The organism is Bradyrhizobium sp. HKCCYLS3070, assembly GCF_051167575.1.
GTDB lineage: Bacteria > Pseudomonadota > Alphaproteobacteria > Rhizobiales > Xanthobacteraceae > Bradyrhizobium.
In genome coordinates this window covers 23,001-40,248 of record NZ_JBNPTI010000002.1, presented here as the reverse complement: position 1 = coordinate 40,248, position 17,248 = coordinate 23,001, and the positions used below count along the sequence as shown (strand labels likewise).

16 protein-coding genes are annotated in these 17,248 nt (G+C 66.2%); 3 read left to right on the top strand and 13 right to left on the bottom strand.

Annotated elements, in window-relative coordinates:
* Positions 1-234: 234 nt before the first annotated feature.
* Positions 235-1,407: a phosphoserine transaminase gene (locus ACQR03_RS08900; RefSeq protein ID WP_316201317.1), complete on the bottom strand. Its 1,173-nt coding sequence runs from the start codon at positions 1,405-1,407 to the stop codon at positions 235-237.
* Positions 1,408-1,552: 145 nt separating this feature from the next.
* Positions 1,553-1,843: a hypothetical protein gene (locus tag ACQR03_RS08895; protein WP_315714383.1), complete on the bottom strand. Its 291-nt coding sequence runs from the start codon at positions 1,841-1,843 to the stop codon at positions 1,553-1,555.
* Positions 1,844-1,949: 106 nt separating this feature from the next.
* Between ACQR03_RS08895 and ACQR03_RS08890 the strand changes: the two genes are divergently transcribed.
* Both ACQR03_RS08890 and ACQR03_RS08885 read left to right on the top strand, forming a co-directional pair.
* Entirely contained in the window at positions 1,950-2,936 is a 987-nt protein-coding gene (locus ACQR03_RS08890) for an aldo/keto reductase (RefSeq protein ID WP_315750073.1), read from the top strand.
* Positions 2,933-3,784: an amidohydrolase family protein gene (locus ACQR03_RS08885; protein WP_315750072.1), complete on the top strand. Its 852-nt coding sequence runs from the start codon at positions 2,933-2,935 to the stop codon at positions 3,782-3,784. Before ACQR03_RS08890 ends, ACQR03_RS08885 begins: the two co-directional genes overlap by 4 nt.
* Here the strand turns inward: ACQR03_RS08885 and ACQR03_RS08880 are convergent, their stop codons facing one another.
* From ACQR03_RS08880 to glmM, 4 genes are all read right to left on the bottom strand, one after another.
* Positions 3,785-4,240 (bottom strand): GNAT family N-acetyltransferase, encoded by a 456-nt coding sequence (locus tag ACQR03_RS08880; RefSeq protein WP_315750071.1) that lies wholly within the window; start codon positions 4,238-4,240, stop codon positions 3,785-3,787.
* 28 nt (positions 4,241-4,268) lie between these two features.
* Positions 4,269-5,096: an outer membrane protein gene (locus tag ACQR03_RS08875; protein ID WP_315750070.1), complete on the bottom strand. Its 828-nt coding sequence runs from the start codon at positions 5,094-5,096 to the stop codon at positions 4,269-4,271.
* Between the two features lie 188 nt (positions 5,097-5,284).
* Positions 5,285-6,127, bottom strand: a complete 843-nt coding sequence (locus ACQR03_RS08870; protein ID WP_315750069.1) for an outer membrane protein — start codon at positions 6,125-6,127, stop codon at positions 5,285-5,287.
* A 400-nt stretch (positions 6,128-6,527) separates the two neighbouring features.
* Entirely contained in the window at positions 6,528-7,877 is a 1,350-nt protein-coding gene (gene glmM / locus ACQR03_RS08865; protein ID WP_315714122.1) for a phosphoglucosamine mutase, read from the bottom strand.
* 407 nt (positions 7,878-8,284) lie between these two features.
* On the opposite strand from glmM, the gene ACQR03_RS08860 reads away from it, so the two are divergent.
* The gene (locus ACQR03_RS08860) at positions 8,285-9,421 is read left to right on the top strand and encodes an alpha-hydroxy acid oxidase (protein ID WP_315714121.1); all 1,137 of its coding nucleotides are present in this window, start codon (positions 8,285-8,287) and stop codon (positions 9,419-9,421) included.
* Positions 9,422-9,686: 265 nt separating this feature from the next.
* Here the strand turns inward: ACQR03_RS08860 and ACQR03_RS08855 are convergent, their stop codons facing one another.
* The 7 genes from ACQR03_RS08855 to ACQR03_RS08825 form a co-directional block, all read right to left on the bottom strand.
* Entirely contained in the window at positions 9,687-10,265 is a 579-nt protein-coding gene (locus tag ACQR03_RS08855; RefSeq protein ID WP_315750440.1) for a hypothetical protein, read from the bottom strand.
* Between the two features lie 143 nt (positions 10,266-10,408).
* Entirely contained in the window at positions 10,409-11,251 is an 843-nt protein-coding gene (locus ACQR03_RS08850; protein WP_315714120.1) for a shikimate dehydrogenase, read from the bottom strand.
* Positions 11,252-11,353: 102 nt separating this feature from the next.
* A complete protein-coding gene (locus ACQR03_RS08845) occupies positions 11,354-13,117 on the bottom strand; it encodes a SulP family inorganic anion transporter (RefSeq protein WP_315750068.1) in 1,764 nt (587 codons plus the stop codon).
* Between the two features lie 94 nt (positions 13,118-13,211).
* A complete protein-coding gene (locus ACQR03_RS08840) occupies positions 13,212-13,514 on the bottom strand; it encodes a helix-turn-helix domain-containing protein (protein WP_315714118.1) in 303 nt (100 codons plus the stop codon).
* 206 nt (positions 13,515-13,720) lie between these two features.
* Positions 13,721-15,769 (bottom strand): elongation factor G, encoded by a 2,049-nt coding sequence (locus tag ACQR03_RS08835; protein WP_315750067.1) that lies wholly within the window; start codon positions 15,767-15,769, stop codon positions 13,721-13,723.
* Between the two features lie 176 nt (positions 15,770-15,945).
* On the bottom strand, positions 15,946-16,416 hold the full coding sequence (locus ACQR03_RS08830; protein WP_315750066.1) for a DUF992 domain-containing protein: 471 nt from the start codon (positions 16,414-16,416) through the stop codon (positions 15,946-15,948).
* A gap of 197 nt (positions 16,417-16,613) precedes the next feature.
* Positions 16,614-17,138: a DUF992 domain-containing protein gene (locus ACQR03_RS08825; protein WP_315714115.1), complete on the bottom strand. Its 525-nt coding sequence runs from the start codon at positions 17,136-17,138 to the stop codon at positions 16,614-16,616.
* Positions 17,139-17,248: the final 110 nt, after the last annotated feature.

Here is a 17,248-nt window from a genome sequence, read left to right as displayed (position 1 = left end):
TCGGCGCCGGAATGGGTGGAAGCAATCGAATCGTAGGGTGAGCAAAGCGCAGCGTGCCCACCGTCTTTCGCGTCGGTTGACGTTGATGGTGGGCACGGCGCTTCGCGCCTTTGCCCACCCTACGCAGCTCGCTGTCTTCGTCATTGCGAGGGGCACTTGCGACGAAGCAATCCAGACTTCCCGCGTTGCCCTGGATTGCTTCGCTACGCTCGCAATGACGGCAAGCGAGAAGCGCTACGCCGCCTTCGGCAGCGCGGCCTTGGCCTCAGTGAACGCCCAGTCGATCCACTGCGTCAGCAGCGCGACGTCGTTGGCTTCCACCGTCGCGCCGCACCAGATGCGCAGGCCGGCCGGCGCATCGCGATAGTGCGCGAAGTCGAAGCCGGCGTTCTCCTTCTCGACCAGCGACACCAGCTTCTTGGCGAACTCCGCCTGGGCATCGGCCGACAGCGATGTGATCGCGGGATCGACGACCTTGAGGCACACCGAGGTGTTGGAGCGGATGGCGGGATCCTTGGCGAGAAAGTCGATCCACGGCGTTCGCGCCTTCCAGTCGGCGAGGACCTTGGTGTTGGCGTCGGCGCGGGCGATCAGCGCCTTGAGGCCGCCGATCGACTTGCCCCAGTTGAGCGCGTCCAGATAGTCCTCGACGCACAGCATCGAGGGCGTGTTGATGGTCTCGCCCTCGAAAATGCCGGCGTTGAGCTTGCCGCCCTTGGTGAGGCGGAAGATCTTCGGCAGCGGCCAGGCTGGCTTGTAGGTCTCGAGACGCGCCACCGCGCGCGGCGAGAGGATGAGCATGCCATGCGCGGCCTCGCCGCCGAGCGCCTTCTGCCAGGAGAACGTGACGACGTCGAGCTTCGGCCAATCGAGGGCTTGCGCGAATGCGGCCGAGGTGGCGTCGCAGATCGTCAGGCCTTCCCGGCTCGCGCTGATCCAGTCGGCATTCGGCACGCGCACGCCTGACGTGGTGCCGTTCCAGGTGAAGACGACGTCACTGGCCGGATCGACCTTGGACAGATCCGGGATCTCGCCATAGCCGGCGTGCAGCTTGGTGACATCCTTGAGCTTCAGCTCCTTGACGATGTCGCTGACCCAACCCTCACCGAAGGATTCCCAGGCGATCGTGGTGACAGGCCGCGCACCGAGCAGCGACCACAGCGCCATCTCGACCGCGCCGGTGTCGGACGCGGGCACGATGCCGATCTTGTAGTCGGCGGGCACTTCGAGGACGTCGCGCGTCAGCTCGATGGCCTGCTTGAGCTTCGCCTTGCCAATCTTCGCGCGATGCGAGCGGCCGAGGGGAGCGTCTTTGAGATTTTCGGAGGTCCATCCGGGGCGCTTGGCGCAGGGGCCGGAGGAGAAGTGCGGCACGGCAGGCCGCTGCGAGGGTTTCGCTGCAGTCATCGTCTATCCTTCCAGATAGTAAGCCTCCCGTTGGGGGGAGGTGTCCCGCCGGCGTGAATACGGTAAGGGTCGTTCCGCGTCAAGGAACTTCGCGCGCCTCCTGTCTGCGTTCACGCGGTCGTGCTGGCATGCAAGCGAATGCAATTCATTCCGGCGCGGCGCCGACCGGTGCCTGACCAGCTGGCGGACGATGCAGGAAGGTCATCGAGCCGTAGGCGCCGATCCAGGAGCCGACCGCCGCGAATGCGACGTAGATCCAGTTCTCCGTGTAGCTGATCACCGCGAATGACGACAGCATGTACCAGATCGAGCTCCAGGTCGCCGCTGACAACCGTCGCTTGGCAACGACCGCCGACGTGAACATGACGTAGACCGCGTCGGTGGCAGCCGTCGCCAGCACGACACCGAAGGCCGTCAGTGGATTGATCGCCGACATCGTCCTCTCCTCTTCGTTGTACTGCACCATGCGACGTCATTGTTTCGTCGAACGCATCCGTGCACAATGACGCGATCTGCACGCGCCGAACAACAAGGATAGAAGAATGGAACGCGTCCGTCTCGGGAGGAGCCCGCTCGACATCACCCGACTCGGCCTCGGGACGGCGCCGCTCGGCGGTCTTTTCGAGCCGGTCAGCGACGGCGATGCCGAAGCCACGATCGCCGCGGCGTGGGCGCGCGGCGTGCGCTTCTACGACACCGCGCCGCTCTACGGCTTCGGCCTCGCCGAGCAGAGGCTCGGTGCATTTCTGCGCCGGCAGCCGCGCGACAGCTATGTGATCTCGACCAAGGTCGGCCGGCTGCTGCGGCCGGACCCGACCGCCTCGGGCGAAGATCCGCACTACAAGGGCACGCCGCCGCTGCGGCCGCGGTTCGATTACTCCTATGACGGCGTAATGCGTTCGGTCGAGGAGAGCCTGGTCCGGCTCGGCCTCGATCGCATCGACATCCTGCTCGTGCATGATCCCGACGATCACTATGACGAGGCTGTGGCCGGCGCCTTTCGCGCGCTGCAGCGGCTGCGCGACGACGGCAGCATCCAGGCGATCGGCGCCGGCATGAACCAGTCGGAGATGCTGACGCGCTTTGCGCAGGCCGTTCCGGTCGACTGCTTTCTCCTGGCGGGCCGTTACACGCTGCTCGACCAGGGCGCGCTGACGACGCTCTTTCCGATCTGCCGCGAGAACAACATCGCCATCATTCTCGGCGGCATCTACAACAGCGGCATTCTCGCCAACCCTCACGGGCCGGCGAAGTTCAACTACGAAGATGCCGATGCCGCGCTGGTGGCGCGGGCGCGCCAGCTCGATGCGCTGTGCAGACAGCACGGCACCGAGCTCAAGGCTGCCGCGATCCAGTTCTGCCTGGCCCATCCCGCCGTGACCGTCGGCCTGCAGGGCGCCCGCAATGCGCAGGAGGCGGCCGACAACATCGCGATGGCGCAAGCTCCGATCCCGCCCGCCTTCTGGCGCGACCTGCGTGCCAGCAATCTCGTCGATGCCCGGGCGCCGCTGCCGGGAGACGCGCCATGAGCCGTGTCATCGACGCGCATCAGCACTTCTGGGATCCCGGTCGCGCCGACTATCCGTGGATGACCGGCGACGCGCTGGCGCCGATCCGCCGTCCGTTCGGTCCCGCCGACCTTGCCCCGCTGCTGGCCGAGAACGCTCTCGACGCCAGCATCCTGGTGCAGACCCGCTCGTCGCTCGACGAGACCGAGGAGTTCCTGCGCATCGCCCATGCGACGCCATTCGTCGGCGGGGTCGTCGGCTGGGTCGACCTGACCGATCCGTCGGTAGGGTCGACGATCGACCGGCTGCGCGGCCTGCCCGGCGGCGACAGGCTGGTCGGCATCCGCCACCAGGTCCATGACGAGGCCGATCCGGCGTGGATCTTTCGCGGCGACGTCAGGCGCGGCCTCGACAGCGTGTTCGCGCACGACTTGACGTACGATCTGCTGGTGCGCACGCGAGAGCTACCAGCGGCGATTGCGACGGTGCGCGCCTTTCCAAGAGCGCGCTTCGTGCTGGACCACGCCGCCAAGCCGCCGATCGCAACCGGCTTCGATCAGGACTGGGCCGATCGCATCGCCGAGCTCGCGGCTTGCGGCAATGTCTGGTGCAAGGTGTCGGGGCTCGCCACGGAAGCCGTCTGGACCGACTGGGACGCGGAGCGGCTGCAGCCCTACGTGACACATGTGGCGCGCTGCTTCGGCGCCGACAGGCTGATCTTCGGCTCGGACTGGCCGGTCTGCCTGCTCGCCGGCAGCTACCGTGAAATCAAGCAGGCGCTCGAGCGCTGCCTGACACAGCTCGGCTCGGACATCCGCGACAAGGCGTTCGGCCCGAACGCCGTCGCGGCCTACCGCCTGCCGCGCTGATCAGAACCGCATCACCATGCCGACATGGCTCTTGGCGAAGCCGAGCCGCCCGTAGAAGCGTTGCGCGTCGGTGCGGCTTTGATGCGTCATCAGCTCGACCAGATTGCAGCGCTGCTTGCGCGCCTCGGCGATCGCCCATTGCAGCAGCTGCTCGCCGATGCCGCGGCTGCGGCGGTCGGTGGCGACCCGAACATCCTCGACCAGCGCGCGCGACGCACCTTGCGAGCTGAGCCCGGGCAGGATGCAGAGTTGCAGGCAGCCGACCACCCGGCCCGCCTCCTCGGCAACGATCAGGGTGATGTTCCCATCCCGCGCGATCGTCTCGAACGCGTCGTAGTAGGACTGCGGCAACGGCTGCTCGAGGCGCTCGCGCGCCCGGCCGAGATGATCGTCGGCGAGCATGGCGACAATGGCAGCGACGTCGTCGCGCTGCGCAGGACGGATGCTGACGGACATCGGCATACAGGACAGGCTTGCAATCAGCTCAGAACTTGTAGCCGAGGCCCGCGCGCACCGTATTGATGCTGGTGTCGACCGTCGAGGTGAAGCGGACGTATTCGTATTCGGCCCGCGCAAACAGGCCCCCGACCAGATTGACGTCGACGCCGAGACCGGCGCTGTAGCCGTAGATCAGGTGATTGTGCTGAAGGTTGTTGGCGCTGAGCGGCGCAAGCGGCGTGTAGGTGCCGAGAAATGTCGTGCTGACCCGGTCCTGAACCGTCACGGACTGGCCGATATCTGCGTTGCCGAGTGCAAGGCCGAAAAATGCGTAGGGCAGGAAGCAACCCATCGCATAGCCGGCACGACCGCGGATCGTCGCCATGTCGGTGATCGAGATCTGCGAGGACTGCGTCGACGTCACGGCGTGGAAGTTGCCGTCGGTCAGTGCGGCCGTGCTGACGAGCGTGCGGCTCGAAGAGGCCATGCCGCCGTATTTGCCGTGCAGATAGCTCGCCTCGACGCCGAGCACGACGTCGTCCCACTGACTGTTGTAGCCGACGAAGGCGCCGAAGCCCGATGCGCGCGAGGATTGCTTGCCGAGATTCGGGTTCCAGGACGATACCTGCATCTGGCTCTCGATCAGCGTGTTGGCCAACACCGCCGCCGTCATGTTCTTGGTCGAGCCGTTGAAATTCTCATCGGACGAGCCGTAGCCGCCCTGGACGCCCACATAGTAACCGTCCCAGTTGACCCGCGAATTGTTCAGGCCCTCGGTCAGGCCACCGCGCAGGATCGGAAGGTCGGACAAGTCCGCGGCCTGGGCCGCGGAGACCATGCCGCACACCGAAACCGCCACCACCAGGCTACGCATCGCAACGCTCCAATCAGCACTTGACTCTCTGTTCCGATCATCGCGCGTTAACCTTAATCATTCGTTGTCGCAGCGCTCTGCACGGAAATTCTTTCAGCGAAAGCGCGCGCTTCGCCCGATCAGAAACGCGAAACGGCGCGGGAGGCCCGCGCCGTTCGTTCGATTTACAGTGAGGGCGAGCGCTCGATTCAGCCCTTGCGGATCAGCGCCGGCATCGGCGGCGGCGGAGGATTGTCGAAATTCCAGCGCACGCCGAGCTTCAGGTCGTGCGAGGTGATGTCCTTGAACTTGAAGACGTTGCCGGTGGTGTTGCCGACGTAGTCGGATAGTACACCGGTCTGCCCGTGACCGAGATCGACGTAGCTGTAGGCCAGCTCCAGCACCAGGTTCGGATTGACGTTGTAAGCCAGACCGGCATGGGCCGCCCATGCGAAATTCCATTTCGAGGAGGTCGGCGCCGTCGCGAAGCTCGTGGTCGTGAACGGCAGGTTGTTGATGCCCGTGTCGGTGAAATTCGAAATCGTCACCCGCGCACCACCGACACCCGCGCCGATGAACGGCGTCACGCACCACCAGGTGCCGAGATCGACATAGGCGTTGGCGAGCACCAGCCATTCGGACTTGCTGCCGCTGTAATTGTCGATGCCGCTGTAGGGCACGCCGCCCGCCGTTGCATTGAAGCGGTCGGTGGCCTTGAAGTTCGCATTGCCGCGATACTGGCCGGTGACGTCGGCGCGGAACCAGCTGTTGAAGCGATAGCCGACGCCGACGCCATAGATGCCCGCGGTATCGAACGCCGAGGTCTGGTTGAACGACGTCATCGGCGTGTAGGCGGATTCGCGCGAGTAATGGACGTCCTTGACCTTCTGATTGCTGAAACCGATGTCGCCGCGCAGATACCAGCCACCGAAATCGGCCGCCGGCGGCGGCGCGTAGACCGGAGGGGGCATGATGGGCATGTCGGCAGCGAAGACCGAAGTGGAAAACAGAGTGGCCGCTCCGGCGGCGATCAGAAACTTAACGCTACGCATTTTTTCGTCCCTTTGGCCGGTGAAGCAATCGGAGAATTGCTTCCACATCACGCTGATGCCACACTATCACGCCAAATGCTTAAGCAGCGCTTAACCCTAATAATTAAGGTTGATTTTTCATGAGCGCGCGGAGTCGTTAACGGCCAAGCAACCCCTCCTAACAATTCGTTAGCGACAATTTTGACCGCAGGATGAAGAACAACTAATTAGTTGAGTCCCATCTCAATCGGTCGCAGCCAAGGCGCTGGCGCGCAGGCGATCGCGTCCGGCAGTCCGACGCGCCCTGCTCGCTCAGGCACATCCGCTCCCATCAGCTTGCGAGCAGAGAAGGGACCAACAAAAAGGCCTGCCATCCGACGTCGATGGCAGGCCGCAGAGATTGATATATTCCCGTCCGCGATCAAGCAGCAGCCGCAGCGTTGCCGACGGCAGCGACGATCTCGTCGACGACCTCTTCGACCAGATCGCGGTCGTCACCCTCGCCCATCACGCGGATCACCGGCTCGGTTCCGGAGGAGCGTACGAGCAGTCGGCCATGGCCGTTGAGGCGCTTCTGTCCGGTGTCGATCGCCGACTTCACCTCGTCCGCGTCGAGCGGCTTGCCGCTGCGATAGCGGACGTTCTTGAGAATCTGCGGCAGCGGGTCGAAGCGATGGCAGACCTCGGAGACCGGACGGCGCAGCCTCTGCACCGTCGCCAGCACCTGCAGCGCCGCGACGAAGCCGTCGCCCGTCGTCGCGTAATCCGAGAGAATGATATGGCCCGACTGCTCACCGCCGAGATTGTAGCCGTCGGCCAGCATGCGCTCGAGCACATAGCGGTCGCCGACCGGCGTACGCACCAGCTCGAGCCCCAGCCCCTGCAGGAAGCGCTCGAGGCCGAGATTGGACATCACCGTCGCGACGATACCGGCGCGCGCCAAGCGGCCGTCTTCCTTCCAGCTCTGCGCGATGACCGCGAGCAGCTGATCGCCATCGACGATGTGGCCGCGCTCGTCGACCAGGATCACGCGATCCGCGTCGCCGTCGAGCGCGATGCCGATGTCGGCGCGCATTTCCCGTACCTTCCGGCACAGTGCCTCCGGCGAGGTCGAGCCGCATTCCTTGTTGATGTTGAAGCCGTCCGGCTCCACGCCGATCGAGATCACATCGGCGCCGAGCTCCCACAGCGCCTCGGGCACGACCTTGTAGGCCGCGCCGTTGGCGCAATCGACCACGACGCGAAGACCGTCGAGCGAGAGATCGCGCGGCAGGGTGCGCTTGGCGAATTCGATGTAGCGATCGTGCACGCCGTCGATGCGGCGGGCGCGGCCGAGGCTCGCGCTCTGCGCCAGCTTCTTGTCGAGCGATTCATCGAGCAGTTGCTCGATCTGCCTCTCGACATCGTCGGACAGCTTGAAACCCTGCGGCCCGAACAGCTTGATGCCGTTGTCCTCGAACAGATTGTGTGAGGCCGAGATCATGACGCCGAGATCGGCGCGCATCGACTTGGTGAGCATGGCGACCGCGGGCGTCGGCATCGGGCCGACCAGCAGCACGTCCATGCCGACCGAGGTGAAGCCGGCCACCATGGCGTATTCGATCATGTACCCGGAAAGGCGTGTATCCTTGCCGATCACCACCCGGTGGCGATGCTCGCCGCGCTGGAACAGAAGACCTGCGGCCTGCCCGACCTTGAGCGCGAGTTCCGGCGTGATCAGGCCGTTGGCGCGGCCACGAATCCCATCGGTCCCGAAATAGTTACGGCTCATATGACCCCCAGCAACGGCTTCTGGATTTCGTTACCGGCGAGCGCGAATCACAGGACCCGCCCTGCCGGTCAGCCCGCGGGTTATAGTCGCCTTAAGGCTAAGATGGCTTCAAAAAATGTGATGAATCATTACCACGAAACCGCCATGACCTCTGTAAGCCGTTGTTAAGACTAATTTTTCATTCGACCTGACGGCTCTGGAGGGCTCACCCGTCGGAGCCCCGCCGCAGCAGGAAGGTGCTCGCTCCGGCAGCCCTGGGTCATGTTGTTGCGGGACGCTCGCAGTTCGCCCTGCTTTGCCCAGACGCCGTGGCGGTTCCCAAGTTGGATTTGGCAGCCGCCGCAAAGATGCTAGATGACTGCCCCAGCCCTAAGAAACGAGACGCCGGTGGGGAGCCGAAGACCGCGATGAAACACGTCACCTGCATTGAAGACCTGCGCCTGCTGCACAAGCGCCGCGTGCCCAAAGCCTTCTTCGACTACGCCGATCGTGGCTCCTATGCCGAGGAGACGCTGCGCGCCAATCGCGAGGATCTGCAGAAGATCAAGTTCCGCCAGCGCATCCTGGTCGACGTCTCCAAGCGCGATCTGTCGACGACGATCCTCGGCGAGCCCTCGTCGATGCCGCTGATCCTGGCGCCGGTCGGCCTCCTGGGCATGCAGCACGGCGACGGCGAGATTCACGCCTGCCGCGCGGCGCAGGCCGCCGGCATCCCGTTCACGCAGAGCACGATGTCGATCTGCTCGATCGAGGACATCGCGGGCAGCGTCGAGAAGCCGTTCTGGTTCCAGCTCTACGTCATGAAGGACCGCGGCTTCATCAAGGCCCTGGTCGAGCGCGCGATCGCTGCGAAGTGCAGCGCACTATGCCTGACCGTCGACCTGCAGGTGATCGGCCAGCGCCACCAGGACATCAAGAACGGCATGAGCGTGCCGCCGGAATGGACGCTGTCGAAGCTGTTCGACTTCGCCACCAAGCCGGCCTGGGTGCAGGGCGTGCTGCAGGGCAAGCGCCGCACCTTCGGCAACATCGCCGGCCACGTGAAGAACACCGAGGATCTCACCAAGCTCTCGGCCTGGACCGCCGCGCAGTTCGACACCTCGCTGAACTGGAAGGACGTCGACTGGATCCGCTCGATCTGGCCGGGCAAGCTGATCATCAAAGGCATCCACGACATCGAGGACGCCAAGCTCGCGGTCGAGACCGGCGCGCAGGCGATGGTCGTCTCCAACCATGGCGGCCGCCAGCTCGACGGCGCGCCGTCCTCGATCCACGTCCTGCCCGGCATCGCGGAAGCGGTCGGCGACAAGATCGAGATCATGTTCGATGGCGGCATCCGCTCCGGCCAGGACGTGATGCGTGCGCTCGCGCTCGGTGCCAAATCCTGCATGCTCGGCCGCGCCTATGCCTACGGCCTCGGCGCCGGCGGCCAGGCCGGAGTCGCCAAGGCCATCGACATCATCCGCAACGAGCTCTTGACGACGATGGGCCTGTGCGGCGTCAACACGGTGGCCGAGATCGACCGGAAGGTGCTGGCGGATTAGCTCGAGAATCGGCGAGCAAGGTGCTCGGACTAATCAGCTTACGCGCCCCCGACTTCCACCATGCAAAAGCTGTCGTCCCGGACAAGCCGTGACGCGCGTCAGCGCGGCGCGGCGCTGATCCGGGACCCATACTCCGCGGCCGTCGTGTTGGGCAAAAGCCCAATTGCCACTGCGCCCTAAACTCCTCCCTGGGGGTATGGGTCCCTGCGTTCGCAGGGACGACACCGGCAACGGAGACGCAGTTGAGCACACAGAGAAAGGCAGGTCACATCGGCGGCGTCAGCCCATCGCGGCCGACGCTGACGCGGCTGGTCTCGAGCGAACCGTCAGGCAATTGCTTGACGGTGGCGATCACCTTGGCGCCGGCTTTCAGCTCGGACTCGTCGCCGGGCACGAAGGTGACGATCGGCGTGTCCGGCGTAATGTCGACGCGCTTTTCGCCCCCCTTGTACTTGACGAGCAGCGAGTGACCGTCGGTCGAGACCGAGCTTTCGGATACGGTGGCGTTGGTCATGCTCGAGTTCGGCTTCAGGTCCCACGACCGCGAGCCTTCACCCGTTCCGCGCATGTCCTCGGGAAAAATGTGGATCTCGACCGCCTTCGGCGCGCCGTCCGGGCCGGGCACCGTGGTGGCGCCGATGAACGAGCCCAGCTTGATGTCGGAGAGCTGCGCCTTGACGACACCCGAGACGCGCAGATCGCCGGCCATGCGCAGCTTGAAGATCTCGCCGCTGCGGGCTTTCACCGTCATCGTATTGGCGTCGACGCTTTCGATGGCGCCGCGCACGCGCGTCGGCACCGGCGCCTGCTGGGCGATGGCGAGCGCGGATGCAGCCGCAACCATGGCGAGTGAAGCGACGGAACGGATCAGGATGAGACGAGCGGACATGCATGGCTCCGAGGGCGAGAGAAGATCATCCGCGTCCAATGCGGGGCTACGCGGACGCTCGATCAATGAGACGCCGACCATCTGCGCTTATTCCGCGCTCAAGCCCTTGTGAGATCGGCCTCGACCAGCGCGCGCAACTCGGGCGTGACCTGCGGACGGCGGCCGAACCACAATTCGAAGCCACGCACGGCCTGGTGCAGCAGCATGCCGAGTCCATCGGCAGTGCGCAGCCCCCTCGCCCGCGCCGCCGCGAGCAACTGCGTCTCCAGCGGCACGTAGACGATGTCGGCGACGACGGCCTGCTGCGGCAACAGCTCGACGTCGAGCTCGAGCGGCGGCTGACCGTGCATGCCGAGCGAGGTGGTGTTCACGAACAGGCCCGCGCGCGGCAGCAGCGCGCCGACGCGGTCCCAGCCTTCGGCAACGACATGGCTGCCGAACTGATCAGCCAGGGCTTGTGCGCGCGCCGCGGTGCGGTTGATGATGTGGACGCGGCCGATGCCGCGCTCGAGCAGGCCGAACACGACGGCCCGCGCCGAGCCGCCGGAGCCGAGCACCAGCGCCTCGTCGGTGCGGTCCCAGCCTGGGGCAGCGGCGTCCAGATTGCCGATGAAGCCTTCGACGTCGGTGTTGGTGGCCCGCAGGATGCGGTCCTCGTACCAGAGCGTGTTGGCCGCGCCGACGGCGCGGGCACGCGCGTCCGGCTCGCTCAGCTCCAGCACGCGCTCCTTGTGCGGGATCGTGACGTTGGCGCCGACGAAGCCGCGACGGTCGAGATGCATGACGAAGTCCGCCAGCTCTTCCGGCGGCACCGCCTCGATGGTGTAGCCGCCGGCAATGCCGAGCTCGTGCAGCCAATGATGATGGATCAAGGGCGAGCGCGAATGCGCGGCAGGCCAGCCGATCAGGCACGCAGCGCGGGGTTTGGCGGCAAGGGTCATGGCCGTGACATCGGACAAGCTCCGGCTGGAGTCAATGCTGGGGCTCGGCAGTCGCCCCCAGGCGCCATGGCCCAAACGGCGACGCGGCGTTGAGGTCGCGTGTCAGCTCGCGGCGAGCCCATCGGCGACGTCCGCCGGTGCCGTCTCCTTGCCCTTGATGTCGGCCACCGCGCGCTCGATGGTCTCGCGGTAGCGCACCAGCGGCGGCCGCACGCCATGGGTCAGCAGCGCCCGACGCACGGTCGGCGACGCCCCGGTGATGAACAGGCGGATGCCCTGGCGCTTGGCTTTGGCGGCAACGCGGCTCATGGCGTTGGCGGCCGTCGAATCCAGGAACGGCACCGCTGCGAAATCGACCACGAAGGCCTTGCGGCGGTCGGCGATCGAGTCGAGCACGGTGCCGACGGTCGAGGCGGCGCCGAAGAAGAACGCACCGGTGATGCGATAGACCAGCACGTCCTTGTCGGCGCTGAGCTTCGGATTGTACGGCACCCGCGCCTCATCCTCGAAGTCGGCGCGGTCCTTTGCGACCAGAGGCGACCCGTCCTCGACGCCGGTCATCTGCGCCATCCGGTTGATGAACAGCACGGCGCCGAGCGCGAAGCCGACCAGGATGCCCTCGGTGAGATCGCGGAAGACCGTCAGCCCGAAGGTTGCGAGCAGCACCGTGGCATCGCCCCAGGACGATCGGATCAGGGTGGCGAACTCGTGCTTCTCGGCCATGTTCCAGGCGACAACGACGAGCACCGCGGCGAGCGCCGACAGCGGGATGTAGCTCGCCAGCGGCGCCGCGATCAGCATGAACACCAAAAGAAACAGCGAATGCAGCATGCCCGACACCGGTCCGCGGGCGCCGGCGCGAACATTGGTGGCGGTGCGCGCGATGGTGCCGGTGACGCAGATGCCGCCGAACAAGGCCGAGCCGATATTGGCAAAGCCCTGCGCCACCAGCTCGCAGTTGGAGCGATGGCGACGGCCGGTCATGCCGTCGGCGACGACGGCCGACAGCAGCGATTCGATGGCTCCGAGCAGTGCGAAGGCGATCGCATCGGGAAACACCGCCTGGATCTTGGCGAGCGAAAACGCCGGCAACGCCGGCGCCGGCAGCTCGCGCGGGATACCGCCGAATTTCGTCCCAATGGTCTCGACCGGAAGCTGCAGCGCGAAGGTGATGATGGCCGCGACCACCACCGCGATCAGGATGCCGGGCCAGGTCGGCCGCAGATGCTTGAGGCCGATGATGATCGCGATCGACAGCGCGGCCGTCACGACCGCAGACATGCTCGCGGTCGGCGCGCCATGCGCGAGCGCCGTGAGCTTCGGAAGCAGCTCGCCCGGCTCCTTGCCCGCAAGCGTGATACCGAACAGATCCTTCAGCTGGCTGGCAAAGATGATGACGGCGATGCCCGCGGTGAAGCCGACTGTGACCGGATAGGGAATGAACTTGATGTAGGTGCCGAGCCGCAGATATCCGGCGATCACCAGCATCACGCCGGACATCATCGTCGCGATCAGCAGGCCATCGAGACCCTGGCGATCGACCGTCGCAGCGACCAGCACGATGAAGGCACCCGCGGGACCGCCGATCTGAAAGCGGCTGCCGCCGAGCAGCGAGACCAGGAAGCCGCCGATCACGGCGGTGTAGAGACCACGCCCCGGCGAGACACCGGAGGCGATCGCGATCGCCATCGACAGCGGCAGCGCCACGATCGCCACCGTCAGGCCCGCCAGCGCGTCGGCGCGAAAGTCGCTGAGGCCGTAGCCCTCGCGCAAGACCGTCAGGAGTTTGGGGGAATAAAGCTCGGCGAAGGTCGGCTCATGATGTCCGACCCGCCCGTGCGAACGGTGTTCGTTTGCGATGCTCATGCCCATCACGCTCCCGTCGCCTCATCGGGCCGCGGCGCAGCCGACGATGCGTCCCACACGAAGCGCCCAGGGGCCCCGTGCCCGCGCGATGAGCCTAGCTTGCGTCATCGCGCGCGATGTCAGTTTGACGGCCCATGCGGCGGGGCGGCCCCGGGTCCTTCAGGCGAACACCACGCCCGCCGTTCTCGCTGCGGGAATGCTCACCGATCAGATCCACGCCCGCGCGATTGAGCGCATCGACGACCTTGGTCAGCGAGTCCACCACGCCGCGGACGTTGCCCGTGGAGGCTTCCATCCGCTGGATCGTCGGCAGCGACACGCCGGCCAGCTCGGCCAAGGTTCTCTGATCTATCCCGAGCAGCGCTCGCGCTGCCCGCATCTGGAACGACGTGATCACGCTGGCCTCACGTGGCAGACACCATAAATGATGTCTGAGACAAAGACAATGATGTAAAATACATCACAAACTGATCCCGGACGCAAGCTGGAACCCGGCCCTCGCCGTTTGTTCCCTGCGCGCCCGAGCAAAGGTCCCGACGCGATCCGGCCCGCCATCCCGAGAGAGGATGACGGGCCGGCGCTGCTCGGCGCGGAGCGTTCAGCTCAGGCGGCGTCGCGATGGGAGGCGATGATGTGGTCGGCGGCGCGGCCGGTCACCTCGGCCATGTGGTCGAATTGGCGGGTGAAGCTGCCGGCGCCGGCCGTCGCCGAACGCAATTCGACGATCAACTCGCCGATCTCCGCCTCCGGCATCATCGCCCGGACGCAGTCCCAGCCCGGCCAGCCGTCACGGGTATCGAAGGACAGGATCTGGCCGCGCCGCGCCGAGAGGATCGCATTGATCCTGGCGGTCGCCTCCGTCGGGCAGACGATCTCGACGGTGTGAATCGGCTCCAGCAGCACCGGCTGGCATTGCGGCAGCCCCTCGCCGACGCCGACCCGCGCCGCGGTGCGGAACGCGAGGTCGGACGAATCCACGCTGTGATAGGAGCCGTCGGTGAGCGTCACCTCGACGTCGATCACCGGAAAGCCCAGGGGGCCGCGGGCCATTGCGTCGACGACGCCCTCCTCCACCGCCGGGATGTAGTTGCGCGGCACCGCGCCGCCGACCACCTTCTCGGCAAAGCGGAAGCCTTCGCCGCGCGGCAGCGGCCTGATGTCGAGCACCACGTCGCCGAACTGGCCGTGCCCGCCGGACTGCTTCTTGTGGCGGCCGCGCTGCGTGATCGGCTTGCGGATGGTCTCCTGATAGCCGATCGCGGGCTGGTGCGATTTGACGTTGACGCCGAAGCGGTCGCGCAGCCGCTCCAGCGCGACGCGCAGATGCATCTCGCCCTGCCCCCACAGCACCGTGTCGTGGGTGCGCGGGTTCTGCACCATGGTCAGCGACGGATCCTCCTCGTGGAGCCGCTGCAAGGCCTGGCCGAGCTTGACGTCATCCTTGCGGTCGACGGCGGCGATCGAGAGCGCCAGCACCGGCGGGCACGCCTCCACCTTTGCCAGCGGCGGTGGTGCCGTCTTGCCGGTCGCAACCGTATCGCCGGTCTTGACCGCATCGAGCTTGCCGAGCGCCACCGTGTCCCCGGCCTGGGCGCCCGCGCGCTTGCTGTCATAGGCGCCGGTGGCAGCCAGGATGCCGGACACGCGCGCCGCCTCGCCCGAGGCGGCATGCAGCGTCGCGCCGTCGTCGAGATGGCCGGACAGCACCCTCGTCAATGACAGCTTGCCGCCATGCTGCAGATGCAGCGTCTTGAAGACATAACCGAGCGCCTCCTTGGTGTCCTTCACGCCGAGCCGCTGCGCGGTCTCGGCGATTCCGGGCGCCTCGTGGCGCAGCGCCTTCATCAGCCGCAGCACGCCGTTCTCGCGCAACGCCGATCCGAGCAGCACCGGGCAGATCAATCCCTCGCGCAATTCGCGCGCCAGATCGTCGAACACGGCGTCGCGCGGCGGCGGGATGTCCTCCAGCAGCTGCTCCATCAGCGAATCGTCGTGATCGGCGAGCTTCTCCAGCATCGAGAAGCGCGCCTCCTTCTCGCGGTCGAGATCGCCGCCTTCGAGCGCGATCACCTCGGAGGCCTTATGCTCGCGATAGATGAAGGCGCGCTCCAGCGCGAGGTCGACGAACCCTTCGATCAATTCGCCGTTCCAGATCGGGATCTGGCGCAGCACCAGGGGCACGCGCGAGGCCGGCTGCAATGTGGCAAGCGTCTCCCTGATCCGCGCATTGGCGCGGTCGATCTTGTTGAGAAACAGGAAGCGCGGAATGCGCAGCTCCTCGAGCTCGCGCAGGATGATCTGCAATTGCGGCAGCTTCTTCTCGTCCGCCTCGCAGACCACGATGGCGGCATCGACCGCCGGCAGCGCGGCGCGCATGTCGTGGATGAACTCGATCGAGCCAGGACAGTCGAGGAAGGTGTAGCTGTCGCCCATGAAGGTCGTGGTCGCCGCCGTCATGGCGACGCTCATCTTGTGCTGACGCGCCTCCGGGCTGGCATCGCCGACGGAGGTGCCGGCGTCGACGCTGCCCGCGCGCGGGATCGCGCCGGTCCGCGCCAGGATCGCCTCCAAGAGAGTGGTTTTACCGCTTTGGAAAGGGCCCACCAGCGCGATGCACCGTGGACCTCGGGGACTTCTCAGGTCTTGTCCCATTCGCCGCCTCCTCGTTGTGGAGCTCGGCCCTTGATTGGGTCGGCAAAGCCGAATGCTCTGCCTCGGCTGCCGCTTTGGCAAGCAGGCGGCCTGCGAAAAACGTTGCTGCAGTGCGGGGGATCGCGCCGTCTTCCCGCACGATGGCGGGAAGAGCGCTGTTCAAGGCAAAGGGAAGATCACCGCCCCGGGCGCAATTCGAGGCTTTGCAGCCCCGCCGAGACGCTGAGGCCGACCTGGCCCTGGACGCTGAGCGGCTGCAGCGCGATCGAGTTGGCGGAGCCGCCGACCAGCACGTTGCCGCCGACACCGACACCGACCGCGGCCGAGCCCTGGGCGCCGGCATAGTCGCCGGAGAGATCGCCCGGCCCGAGCCGCGCGACCGGTGCATAGACCACCCAGGCCAGCAGCGATTCCTGGGTGATGCCGAGATCGAGGCCGACCTTGCGGATGGTCGCGACGTAGCGGTCCTCGGGCAGGCCGTCGGCGCGCAGCACGCAGCCGAGATGGGTCACCGAGCCGACGATGAAGCCGACACTGGCGCCGCCGCGGCATTCGAGGACACCGACCCGCACGCGATCTTGCGCCTGGGCAGCGCCGGTGCAGAGGACGATCGCAGCGGCGAGCCCGGCGAGGATGGTCGAGCGCATGAATAGAACTCCGGCTGAAATGAACGTGTGATGCAGACCCGTCGATCGGACGCACGATCACAGGGCGCCACATCTATGCCACAAGCCTTACAGTCGCACCAGATTCGCCGCGCCGTCGGCACGAGCCGGCGCGCCGACGCAGGCAGCGACTGCGACGCGTTCGCCTGGACGTGTCCGAGTCTCTCCGATCGAGGGTCTCAGCGATAGAAGCGCGAGAAGTAGGACGATGAACGGCTCGGGCTCGGGTGGATCGGCAGCAGCGGCACCAGCTCGACCTCGGTGATTCCGGCAGCGAGGTTCAAGCCGGTCTGCCCCTGCAGGCTGATCGGCTGCAGCGCCGCGGCGCGATCGGTGTCGCGCACCAGGAAGCTGCCGCCGAAGCCGACCAGAGCGGCCGCGTTGGCGGACAATCCGCCATAGCGCCCGCGCAGCTCGCTGCGGCCGAAATCGTTGACCGGTGCGCTGACCGCCCACGCCATCCTGGTCACATCCGTCAGGCCGAGATCGAGGCCGTAACGCCGGACCTTGGCGACATAGCGCTCCGGCTGGCGGCCCTGACTGCGAAACACGCAGCGCAGGCGGGACTGGGACATCACGAGCCTGCCGGAGGTCTTTCGTCCCTCGCATTCGAGCACGCCGGCGCGCATCGGCCGCCCCTGATGGGCCTGCGCGAGCGGCACGATCATCACCATCAACGCGATCGACAGCAGAAGCAGCCGCATCGAACTCCAACCCTACGCCACCAGACTTGTCGGCCGACAAAAGAAAGGCGCCATGTTCAAAACATGGCGCCTTTCGGCCTGGAAATTGGCTTCTGGTGTTTCGAGAAGGA